Source organism: Endozoicomonas euniceicola (assembly GCF_025562755.1).
Lineage (GTDB): Bacteria > Pseudomonadota > Gammaproteobacteria > Pseudomonadales > Endozoicomonadaceae > Endozoicomonas_A > Endozoicomonas_A euniceicola.
This window is the reverse complement of the sequence record NZ_CP103300.1, coordinates 4,159,927-4,171,262: the sequence shown is the minus strand read 5'-3', so window position 1 is coordinate 4,171,262 and position 11,336 is coordinate 4,159,927. Positions and strand designations below refer to the sequence as shown.

Here is an 11,336-nt window from a genome sequence, read left to right as displayed (position 1 = left end):
TAAAGCAGCAAAGACTTACAGGGTTTATCTGGCAGCTCGATCATCAAAAGTGAGCGTGAAAGAAGAAATAACGATGACATAGCATCAAGGCTGCAAGCATAGATCATAATTGCACTACGAGTGTCGTAATACTTAGATGGTTCCGCATGTAGACCTCATCGCATTCCATCTCGCCACTGAGGACTACATAAGACTTTTGTCGTACACTGCCTGCCGGAGCTGTTGAGTCATTTTCCGAACATCGCTGACATTCAGGTCAAGCTCCCGGGCGACCCGGCAGGGAGAGGATGCCAAACCTGTTTCAAGTCGTTGGCAGTGTGGTGGTGTTGGCCAGGGGGGAAGTCATGTTCAGGCTGGTCACGTTCTGCGCTCCCGGCACAAAGGCAGCCTCCCCTCCCATAACGTTGGCATTGAAAGGCGCCAGGCTTTGCACCAGCTGTTGGAAATGCTGCTCTATCCGCGCTGAACCCTGGTTGGCCTCAGGCACCTGGAGCCGGGCTTTCCCGCTCTTTTTATCCCCGGCTGGCATCAGGCTGGCAGCCAGGCGCTGGCCACTGATGATCTTGCCTTCCGGTGTCTCCGGCCCAAACCGGTTAACTCCGGGCCCGGCCAGCGTCCGGTTGCGCCCCGTTACCCAGCCTGTAGGGTCACTGGTGTAACGCCGCCCTCTGAAGTAGATGCTATCCAGTGCCGACAGGCTAATCACCGCCAGTTCCGCGCCCTGGTGGGGGATCACTACGAAGGTATCATTCAGGCCGGTACTCCCCGGGTTATCCACCGTCGTCTGGTTCAGGTTGCTGCTACCGGTTCGGCGGCGCAGGTTGAACTGCACCTCCTCCGGCTCGAGGTCAGTGAGGTAGAGCCGGGTGCTTTTCTTACCCTCCAGTGACCTCAGGTTGCTTCTGGAGCCTGACGACAGGATAACAGTATGTTGTCCCTGGCTGTCAGTGACGGTGGCATTCCGTGATGACCGGATGTCGTAAATGTCATCGCCAGCATCACCATTAAGTTCCACCGGAGTTCGGTTGATGGTTTTCCGGGTGTTTGCCTGGCCGCCTTTCTGGCCTGGGTCTCCCAGCAGGAACAGGTCATTGCCGTTATGGCCATAGACCTTGCGGATCGCTTTTTCCGGGGCGATATAAAGAATGTTATTCAGGCCGTTGCCGTCCATCTGGGGGCTGGCTGCCTTCGCCCCGTCAAATAACCGGGGCACCGATGGTGCCAGCCGTTCGGCCAGCTCCATCATTTTAATCCGTTCGTTGGCCTGCTCACCGGCAAACACAAAGCCATCGAAAGGCATGGCCTTAGACAAAGTCGTCACGATTGAGGGGCTGAGCCGCTCAAAAACCAGTATCCGGTCATCAATGGCACCCAGGTGAAACCGATAGTCACCGGATTCCAGCGCCCAGTTATCGCCACGGGCAACCAGTTTCAGTGATGACAGGGAGAAGGGAAAGACTTTGTGTCGTGTTTGTCTGCCCGTCTCCCGATCAACCAGCAGGACATTCAGGCTGGCGGTGTCGGTTCGGTTCATGTGCCCCTTGCGTATGAGGTTCTGACCGCGCCATATGGTAACGGTCAGCCTATGGCTGGTGCTTTCAAAAGCAAACCGCAGCGCCTTGATATCCACATCATAAAACACACCGAAAACCGGCTGTTCGTCCAGCATGGCCGGGTTATCCAAAGCCAGCACCGGGTAAGGGCTGGCTTTATCAAACACGGGGCCATAGTCGTCCAGTTGCTCTTTGCCGATCACCGGGAAACCAAGGGTGTTGTTCCACTGGGCCAGGTATTTGGTTTTGTTTTTCAGGTTCAGCTTTGCGGGTGCCTCAAAAACCGTAAACTCATGCCCCCCTATGGTTTGCGTCTGGTTTGTGCTCCGGGCGGGGGAGAGGCAGTTGTGGCAACCCCGGCCATCGTCAAAGTCGAGGTTATAGTAGCCTGAAGCGGGCTTGCTCCCTTCCGTGCTGAGCTGACGCACCCGGACGCTGCCCCGGGCAAAACGATACCCGTCGACCGTCATGCTGGTCGTGCCATTGACCGCCCCGCTGACCGGTTGCACGGTTAGTTTCAGGGTGTCTGCCTGTTTCTTCGGCACCAGCTGGAAGCCAGGCGCCACATCAATGAACAAGGGTCTGTCCGGGGTGGCAGGTACAGGGGCTGGAGGCAATGCGCCGGTGCCGGCCGCCAGTGGCGGCATATAAATACCCTGGTTGGCCTGAACCTCTACCCGTAACTGGTCAAGCGTAAAGCGAGCGTCGTTGAACTGAATGCCTGTGGGTTTTGGGAGGGGGGCCAGCGGTGCCGTCCAGACCTGCTTGATCCGTAAAACACCTTTAGGATCAAAACGATCAAGGATCAGAAGGTCATTCTCGTCGCGCAGGAGGGTGCTTTGAAACGCCGGGGCATGAATACGGATGCGCTGAGACTGGCCATTGTTATCCCCGGGGGGCGTTGCAGCAGGCTGCATTTCCAGCTTAATGATCACCTGCGCGCAATAAGTCAGGTCACTGAACTTCATCGAAAAGGAGTCATTGCCGCCCTTGCCGTCAAAGTAAAGGGTCAGGTCATGGGGACGGTCCGGGTTCGGGGTTAACCGCCTGGCGCCTTTGCCCCTGTCGAAGTAAAGGGTATCCAGCAAAAAGTCAGAGATGGTTAACCGGTCATCCCTGCCGCTGCCATAGACCCGGAGCCCATGACCGTCCCGGCTCACCTCAATGTCTAACAGGCGGCTAAGCTCCTGCGCAAATGGGCTTGCCCCGTCGAATGGCTTATGAGCAGGTATGGCCCGATCTTTGTCAATAAAAAAGACCTTGCGTCTTTTACGGCTGAAACACAAAGCTCCGGTTTGCGTGAGCTGGCCGGAACGACGGCCGGCGTCCAGTCTACCAATCAGTACCAGTTCATCATCCTTGCGGGTTTCGGGCCCCAGGAATAACAGGTTATCCTGTGTGTCATACCATGCCTGGCGGAATTTTTTGGCTTTCAGCCAGTCGGGTGCAAACTCAATCTCCAGCAGTGGCTGCTTCGGAAAGTTTTTATAGGGGGAGGGCATATCAGACGATAGCAGGCTCGATACTTTCCCGGACAGCCTCGGCCAGACATATTTGTAAGATGTGGAGGCTCCGTAGATTAAATTACCGTTACTACTGACCAGAAGGCTATAAGCCCCCCGCTGTTGTTTCTGAGTCTGCTGGTCATTGGTTAAATGAAGGCCGGAGAGCGTTTTGTGACCATCGACAACAGTGAATGAATAATGCCCACTGCGGCCTTCCCATTGCTGTCTGACGTTATTCCAGAAGTAGCTTGCTTCAGGGTTGTCGTCACCGTCCTCACAGGGCACGGAAACGTCCGGACGAAGCACCTCGGGCAGCAGGCTCGGGACAACCCGGTTCCGGGGGCACTCGGTCAGTGGTTCCGATGTCGGGCCGGTGCTGGGTATCGTTCTGGTGCTGAGTGTAGGGTTGGTGCTGAGTGTTGAGTTGGTGCTGAGTGTTGAGTTGGTACCGGGGGTTGGATTCCCGCCGGCTACCGGACCCATGTAAAACCGGTAGGGGATGCTGTCTTCCTCGCCCTTCAGGGCCATCAGGGAGTTGCCATTGTCCCCTCCTATTCTGAACGCATCGTCGGCATTGGCGGCAAACAGCCGGTCTCTGGAGCGCAGATACCAGAAATCCATCTTTGCTAAAAAAGCGGGCAGGGGCTTACCCTTCGGTGGGTTTACCATCGGCAGTCGGACCAGGTCCGGGGCTTCTTCACCAAAATCCAGCGCAAACTGGTCGCAAACGCCCCTGACGGCTTGCCTGAGATCCGTAAGAAATGCAGAAGCCTGCCGGGGGCTCCAGTTTTCCGGGGCAGTCTTGTCCTCACCAAAATGATCGGCATACAGTCCGTCAACGATGACCCCCATATCCAGGTCAGTCAGGTCGATGCTCGAGTCTTTGGGCAACTGATAGTATTCCCGGGAAGCGTCCGCTAAGGAAGGCAGGCTTAATCGAATGGACTCATCATTGTCGCTATAACCGTAATGCCAGCCAGTGAACTGGTAAGTTTCCAGGGGGGCGCTGCCCAGGTGGGTACCGTTCAACAGCGCGTCATTGGGGATCATCAGGATATAGCCGTTACGGGTAAAGGCCAGGATACCGTTCTTAAGGGATCTGACGTCCAGAAAATCGCCCTTGCCGTCCCTGACATTCAGGGCGCTGCGGCCAAACGTGACAAGATTCAGCGTGCCCGGCGAGGTGGTCAGCAGGTCTGCGTAATCCACCCGGGGCCGTTCTATCGAGACATAATAAAGTGCGCCCACAGTGCTGCTGTGCATCACATAGTAGACGGTGTCTCCTTTTCTGAAGCTGTGCACCGGCGAGTGGTCTTTGATAATCGAGCGGGTCAGCTCCGGGGCCAGTTTCAGGTAGACACCCCCCAAACCGGTTATCTCAACGCAGTCCGTTGTCACCGATTGACGCCGGGCAATATCGTCTTCAGAGGCGAGCTGGTACTGTTTTGACGCGTCACTATACGTCAGGCGAATCACTTTCCGGCCATTGCTGCCTGCCAGGCACCGGGCTTCCATCTGCTCTTTGTCGTAAAAATCAATGGCGCTGGACAGGTACGTCATCACGACCTTGTTTTTTGTATCATAAAAGCCACTGCGGAGCAGGTGGCTGGCATTGTCTTTTCTGACAAGATTAACAGGCAAAAATCTGGTGGAGGGCTCGCTATCAGCCACCTGGTCCAACGCTTTATCATGGGTGAAAAACGTCGTACTGATAAAAACAGGGGTTACGTTGAATGGATGAACAACCGGCCCCGGTACCGGGCGCTCAAGAGTAAACCAGACCCCGGCATCGGTCATCACCATCAGCTGCGGTTCCGGATCGTCAGTGACTTTGTAACTTTTTATTTCATAATTAAGTGCAAGGCGGCCTTTAGCGCTGAATGTTTTGTTGTAGTGGCATGTTCTGCTTGAGCTCTGGAGAGAAGCCGGTTCAAAATACAGCCACCTGACGTGACGGTTGTAGAAATAATATCCCGTGTTCGGAGCCCCCGTAACAGGGATAATATGCCCCTGCTCTTCACCCGGTTGCCGACAAAATGTAATCTCAATGTTGTTGCTGCGGTCATACCAGACCTGTAAAAAAACCCGTTGTATAGTCTTCTGCAAAATAACCGGCACGAACCGGCCAGGGAAAAGATACCTGGTACTGCCTTTCGGGGCGGGCTTGAGCCGGAAAGCGTAACTGTATTCATTACGGTTAAAGGCCGCCTCAATCTCTGTGAAATACCGGACTCGTTGTGCCGACTCCTGAATTGGCCCTTTCGAGATAAAATAGAGCAGCTCTATTGGTGCTTTATTGTGAAGGGGAGCGACCTTAAAGCCCGCGTTATCATCAACGATCATGACCTTGTAATGGTTTTTTTCTTCCTCGCTGAGGGCGTCTTTCGGTAGATCAAAATAAACGCTGGCGCCACCCAGCTTAAAAGTAAACCCATCGTCGGTCCGTGAAAAACCGCAATGCTTCCCTTCATACAAATTGTAATATCGATTAATACACTGAACCTCACGATCCCCATGGTAATACAGGCTAAACGAAGCCGACCTGGCGTTCTTCAGGTTCTTCAGGTTAATAGACCAGTTGTCCTTGATGATCAGCCGGTAATTATTCTTGCTGTTGTCAGGTACGTTAACGGTGTACAGAAGCCCCCTTCCAGTATTGCTCGGCTCCCGAATTTTTGGCGGGAATATAATGTCATGGTCTTCGTAGTCCAGATTCAAAAGTACGTCCGTGTGCCTGGACTCTTCCCTGACAAGCCGTTGAATCATATACCCCTTCTCAACCGTATTAGACTGGCTGCTTCCCCTTGGGTTATCACCCTTGACCGTTTTTGTGTCGTAATACTTAATCTTTGCCCCGGAGTTGTGGATCGCATCGAAAAAGCGCCGGCTACCTGAGTCGGGAATGGTTCTGGCATCATCAAACTCCGTATACTCCCCTCCGAAGTCCCAGTCCAGCCGGGCCGGCATAATAACGGTGCCTATTTTATCGGGCATAATGCCGGTGACATTGAAAATACCATCCGTACACTGATAAAACGACAGCCGTCTGCCCGCCTTGCAATCGCTCTCCACATAGCTATAGATAACATCCGTGAAATCACCCAGCGGGAACAGCACCGCAGACACCGTCGTACCTCTTTTTTTTGTTTCAAAGTGCTGGTGCCTGAAAAACATTCGGCCATAATCAAGCTGCTTTCCCTGAAGGTCAATTTTCTTTAAGCCCACAGAGAACGTCTGGTTCGTGGCCGGATTGAAGTAGAAATCAGCGGTTTCCCTGTGGGTCTCTGGAATCAGGCCTTCCTGGTTCAGAAAATCATAAATTTTGTTGTTAATCTCAAACTGGTCACTACCGAACTCATCCTTTATTTTTTTAAAGATACGATCGACGACGGTTGGGCTCAGGGGATAAAGTGCCCCTTTTAACTCATCATTGACCCATCCATAATCGCTTTTGTTCGGATTGGTAAGAATTTTCCTGACCGCCTCAAGGGCCCTGGTTTTGTTCTCCTCGCTGATGGGGAAAAAGCTGTCCGGGTTCAGCTCCCGGTATATGTCATTGAACTTTTCTACGGCTTGCCTGGCCACCTGCAACTTCCGCTGTATCTCAATTTCTTTCATCTTGCCGGCGAAGAACGCCTCCGCAATCAGCATCCCCAGGAAAACCGCTACCGCGACGGCCGCCCCCACCGGTCCGGAGGCCACTAAAGAGAACAGGGCGGCCGCCAGGCCTACGCTTTCGACAATGAGTTTTGACCGGTATAAATCCTTAATATCATCGTCTTCTATCTGGGAGTATTCGTAAGCCGTTAACCCGGTGCTGAACGCCATCAATCCAACACCGGCCGCCCCGAGGGCCTTGCCGGTAAACTTGACCGCCTTCACCGCTTTGCCATAGCGGGTTAGCCGGGTGGTTGTCGCCAATGACTTGGCCGAACCCGCGCCACCAGGGGGAATCCGTTTCACCACTTTTGTTTCACTGGGCAGGATCCGGCTAATTGGGCGGCTGTCCTTAACCAGGTTAACCACCTGGCCCGCCAGTTCCGTCGCCTGGGTGGCCTCCATCCCCATATTCACATAACTGTGCATCACCAGGGCGCGGTATAGGGAGTCTGACATTCCCTCGGTTTTTGAGACCTGTTCAAAGAAGGCTTCCCGCTGAATGATGATCATCAGCATCTGGACACTGTCAACCAGGGAGAGGGCCTCAGAGACGTAACCACTGGTTCGGGTGGGCCTGAACAGTTTTTTTAGCTTATGCCGGAACCCGGAGGGCTTGATAGCCTTGTTTTGACTGTCCAGGTAGTTTTTTAACTCTGCGGGTGCGGTACTCATAAACTGCAGGTTTTTTTTTGTCTTGGTACCCTCCCGGATAAAATCCATGTGCCACTGGTTGTTCACTTTTTTTAACGTGGTCAGCAACGGCGTATAGTCAGAACCCGCAGGGGTATTCACTTCGGGGGAAGCCAGCCAGTCAGAAAAGTTCCGGACCAGCTGTTCAAATTGCAACTGCTTGTCAATATCCGCATTAATCGACTGAGATTGTGGTGGATGCAGGGCAAGCACATCACTCTTCCAGTAGCGGCGAAGTGTCGTACCGTGTCCCTGCCACCCCCGGGGGGCAAAGGAGGCAGCAAAAGCGGGTGCCGCTAAAGCAGACGTCAGGGGACTCACTGCCTGGTGGTCGCTGACCGCTGCCAGATCCTGCAGCCGGCTGTCTGGAAAGGCTTCACGGATGGACTGCGCAGAAGAGGAAACCAGGGCATCCAGCTGACCCACCCGACCATCGGCCACCACGTCCCCGACGCATTGGGCTCCCAGACCGGCAGCGAACGATTCGGGGCTGCCCACCAGGCTGACCCGGCTGGTACTGCCGCCCTGAACCAGGGGAACCACCAGTCCATCGGCTGAGACCAGCACGCTTTTGCCGGGAATAAACTGAAAGGCCTCAGCGCGGCTGTCGGGCTTGCTGGCCAGTTCTTTAGCCGACGCAAAAGACGCCTCGTCCAGGGCAATAATGCTGTGTTTTCCCGGGGACGGCTTCAGGGCTGCCTGCGCCACTCTACGACGGTAGCCTTTTATTTCCTGCTGAAGTTTAGACAGGGCGCTGCCTTCCGGGGCATCGACCAGGGCAATGTCTTTTTGCAGACCATCCAGAACGATCTGGGTTTTATCATCGGACAGCAGCTTGAGGGAATCGATGAAGGGTTCGGGGTCATTACGGCAGGAAGCGGTTGAGGCGGAGCGCCTTTTTCGGGTGGGGGCAACCCTGCAAAAGTCGGGACTCTGTGACACATAGCTGAATGGTTCAGGGTGCCGGGCTTTAATAATACCATCCACGTCTTCAAAGCTGCCCACCACCACTTCAATTTGTCCGTTAGCAATCCTCTTTTTTAATTGTGTAAGTGGGACACTCCATATTCTGCTAAAAAAACCAGAAATCCCAGCATACTCTTCTGCAATCATTTGGGTCATGATGTCAATTTCGAGGCCAAGATATGCCCTTGTTGCGTCACACCATAGATCGTAACGTGTCTGCGCCATTGCCTCATTAAGCAGCCACTGTAAGCCTTCCGCATACCGGGGTTGACCCAGGGCAATGATCTTGCCATTGAAATCTTCATTCCCTGCCGCCAGAACAATGACCTCAAGAGTAGCGGGAATAATAATGTTCCCCCGACGAAGGTGTTCATAAAGCTGAGCTGAATCAAATGCCTGTTGGGAATCACTTGTAAGAGAATAATCAATCTTTGGCAAAATACCATTTGTAATTATGTTTTTGTAATGCAATTTAAATGGTATCTGGCCAGGCCTTATTTTTAATGACAGTTCACCGTCAATAAGTCTGGTTTCAAAAATAGTGTTACCGGGCTTTCTTCGAATCATATGAAACAAAGTATTGCCATTTTCACTGCCAACGTTAAAAGCATATAAGTTACCTAAAAAATTATGCAGCTTAAACATTTTGTTACTAGTCACTACGACCCCAGTAGAAATACCTTTTCTTTCAAGAGCACGCAACAAAGAACCTCCAAAGGTGCCCCCAAGGGTTTCCTGGGAGGTGGACTCCCATTTTGGATCAATGAGCAGGGAGAACTTCTCGACCGAACAAGCCGCAATTCTTATTTTCTTGACACTTCCTCCATGAGGGAGGGCTCTAGCGATAATATCCGCAATTTGACTGGCATCAAGCTCAGCAACCTTCAAATAATCCCCATGAGCTGCCACAATAATTTTTGAGTTTTCAGTTACCGCTCGTCTCTCTCCTGCCACAGTAATAAAGCGCTTATAACGGCCCTCCCATAATACTAACGATGACTGGTCAGGGTTCCGCTGAAATAACATAGCGCCTGAGACCATCATGTCAGGGGAGGAGTTAACAAGAATAATCATCTTGTGATCATAGGGGGTGTCTTTTACGGTAGAAATATCGAAAGCCAGGTCAATGCCATGAGTTCTCCCCTTTGAGCGGTCAGGTTCATAAATATAGGCCGGACCAGAATAGTGGGTGTTCATTTGCCCCAGCGCTTGGGCTGCCATATTAAGACTTCGTCGGCCTAATACATCACCACGAGGATCTATAGGTGGAATAATCCCTCTGTTTCTGAGCTGAAACAATGCATCAAGCACATCAACAAGGATTTTGTTTTTCTGTTCTCCATTCAGCTTTCGATTACTCATTTGTTTTTTAAAGTGGGCTTCAGTAGCATCTACAGCTTTACGAGCTTCAGCTGAAAGTTTATCAAGTTTTATTTTCCCATGTACCTCAAACCCAAATCCTAAAGTATAGGGTTCCACTTTCATGAATAAAGTTATTCTTTTGACAGCGGAAGTGATTGCCTCTGCATTAGGCTGAGCTACCAAAAAATTAATATCCCCATCACTGCCTTTAACGGCACCGGCAATCAAGATTTTTTTATCCCCCATCTCCAGTGTACCTAAAGGCTTAAAAAAACGATTCTCTGATACTTTTTCCGATGTCCTGATAATAGATTCTGCCTGAGAATCGTAACCATACTTCCTGAGCTTTAAAAGATAATTCTCTTCTAGTGGAGCCTCACTGTTAACAAAATGGCTATTAACCCTTTGCAGCAACGCTTGAAGTCTGGCCTTCCCTTCAAGACTACGGTACTCTTCTACTATATTTTTTTTCTGGACGACGGAGTTAGAATTATCACCAAATCTATTCTTGAATTGTGTATATAAACTGTCACCGCTATTACTCCCAGAAAAAATATCACTATTTATTTCTGGAAAAACATTGGCATCAACAATAACACCACCATTTTCCTGTAATACCTTTAACTGCATGAGTTTCCGGGCCAGTGTGAAATCAGCATAAGTGTAAGCGGCGTCCTTATATAATTTTTCTTCATCCTGGCTTAAAGTGGAAATAACAGATTCCAAATCAAAAACATCAACATTACTCTTTTTAAGACTGTCATAAATAGTTTGTTGCTCTTGAACAATCTCATCCAGTATCTCTTCACTTTTTCCATGATTGGAAATCAGCCAGTTTTTAATCACATCTGATCGTGTTTTACCTTCAGATGTAACTTGATGATTAATATTCAATCCCATTTGTTTCTGTCGTTGCCTGAATACATCCACATCAACATATAAATCCTTCGGTATATCCTTGTAGTCATTTTTTGCTAAAAAATCACCCTGCCATTGACTCCTGTCTTTTGCTCTCAACTCATCAATTTTAAGCAAATCGCTGGACATTGCCTCCAGCACAAGACGGTCAAAATAACTGTCCTGATCTTTCCATAATGTGACACTCCAGTTCGGGTTGGCCTTCGCCCAGGTTTCAATCCTCAAGGCCTGAGGCTTTGTCAGCTCACCGATGACGACAAAATGTATTTTCTTTGGCAGTGGATTGTTTTGAGCGGCTGGAACATTAGGCATGACTCATTACCTGCGTTTCACTTTAGTTGACCAGGCTGCATTACACGTCTACTTGTGTATACCTGATCCATTTGACCAGGCTCCCACTGCTGTAACGGCAATCACCACACAGCAAAAATTTACAGGGCTTATCTGGCAGGTCGATCACCAAAAGTGAGCGTGAAAGAAGAAATAACGACGACATAGCATCAAAACTGCAAGCATAGATCATAATTGCACTACGAGTGTCGTAATACTTAGATTATGGTTCCGCATGTAGACCTCATCGCATTCCATCTCGCCACTGAGGACTACATCAGACTTTTGTCGTACACTGCCTGCCGGAGCTGTTGAGTCATTTTCCGAACATCGCTGACATTCAGGTCAAGCT

1 protein-coding gene is annotated in these 11,336 nt (G+C 51.0%); it reads right to left on the bottom strand.

What is annotated here, in order from left to right; genetic code table 11:
* Positions 1 to 301 precede the first annotated feature (301 nt).
* Positions 302 to 10,966, bottom strand: a complete 10,665-nt coding sequence (locus tag NX720_RS16740) for a TcdA/TcdB catalytic glycosyltransferase domain-containing protein (RefSeq protein WP_262596061.1) — start codon at positions 10,964 to 10,966, stop codon at positions 302 to 304.
* Between the last annotated feature and the right edge of the window lie 370 nt (positions 10,967 to 11,336).

Bases quoted from the DNA above. Each gene is read 5' to 3' on its own strand.
- NX720_RS16740 (WP_262596061.1), bottom strand. From the start codon at position 10,966: ATGCCTAATGTTCCAGCCGCTCAAAACAATCCACTGCCAAAGAAAATA.